Here is a 1,064-nt window from a genome sequence, read left to right on the forward strand (position 1 = left end):
CTTCGCCACGCCAGGCACCAGGAGGCCCGACGGGCCTCGAAGATCGCCCAGTACGCGCCTACGAGCGACGCTATGAACTTGAGGTTATACTGAGCCGGTGCTGATCGACTGGTCCCGCGAGTTCGACCAGTGGCTCAGCGGGATTGAGGAGCAGGGCGGCCCGGCGCTGCGCTGGGCTACAGCCAGGCGCGCCGGCACGAGCTGTGACGGGTCAGCCATCCCTTCGACAAGCAGGCCGCCGTACGGATCGTCTGCTGGTTCCCGGATGAAGCGACTGTGGTGATCGCGCTTGTCGGCTTCGACAAGGCCAGACACGGCGATGTCTGGTACTCCAGCGCGGCCGTCCGCGGCGAGGCACTTGTGGATCAGTGGCTTCGCGAGCACGGACAGGAGGAGACATGACCACCAGCCGCGGCACCGAGACGTTCGTCTCCGGTGACGAACGGGTCCGGCGCCTGCGCGAGCGGACCGATCTCGCCGACCAGGTCGAGTCCGCCCGTGCGGAGATGCGCGACGCGGACCGCGCCTACGCCATGGGACTGGCCGCGATCCGGCGGGCGGCGGATCTCACCCAGACCGAACTCGCCCGGCAGCTCGGCGTCAGCCAGGCGGCCGTGGCGAAGACAGAACAGCGGCACGACCTGTTGTTGTCGACCCTGCGGGCCTACCTGGAAGCCATCGGTGGCCACGTGCGGATCGTGGTCACCTTCCAAGGCGGAGGCGAGGTCGAGCTCGACCTCAGCCAGCTGGGATCAACACCCCCCAGCGCACAGCCGAGGACAGCCTGACAGCGGGCGCTGGCGACGGCTAGCTCGTCCAGTCCTCCCAGCTCAGGCCGGTGACCCGGCTGAACTCCGAGGTGTTCGCCGTGACGGCTGTCAGCCCGCGCCGCAGCGCCTGCCCGGCGATCAGCAGATCGTAGGCGCCGATCGGCGTCCCGGCCTTCTCCAGGGCGGCGCGCACCTGGCCGGCAGTACGGGCATCCTCGTCATCGACGTCAAGCAGGTCCAGATCACCGGAGAGCAGTATCCGCAGACGCTCGGTGTTCTCCGACACCTGAGCGC

General features: G+C 68.7%; 3 protein-coding genes. 2 read left to right on the forward strand and 1 reads right to left on the reverse strand.

Annotated features, from left to right (window positions below):
- Positions 1 to 276: 276 nt before the first annotated feature.
- Together AC5LSR_RS22580 and AC5LSR_RS22585 are read left to right on the forward strand one after the other, a co-directional pair.
- Entirely contained in the window at positions 277 to 402 is a 126-nt protein-coding gene (locus tag AC5LSR_RS22580; RefSeq protein WP_445548737.1) for a hypothetical protein, read from the forward strand.
- Positions 399 to 788, forward strand: a complete 390-nt coding sequence (locus AC5LSR_RS22585) for a helix-turn-helix domain-containing protein (RefSeq protein ID WP_250285647.1) — start codon at positions 399 to 401, stop codon at positions 786 to 788. The genes AC5LSR_RS22580 and AC5LSR_RS22585 overlap by 4 nt, the downstream gene beginning before the upstream one ends.
- 19 nt (positions 789 to 807) lie before the next feature.
- Here the strand turns inward: AC5LSR_RS22585 and AC5LSR_RS22590 are convergent.
- On the reverse strand, positions 808 to 1,064 hold a 257-nt coding region (locus tag AC5LSR_RS22590; RefSeq protein ID WP_493468971.1), incomplete at its 5' end, for a PIN domain-containing protein.

It is taken from the genome of Protofrankia sp. CiP1_Cm_nod4, from assembly GCF_982290645.1.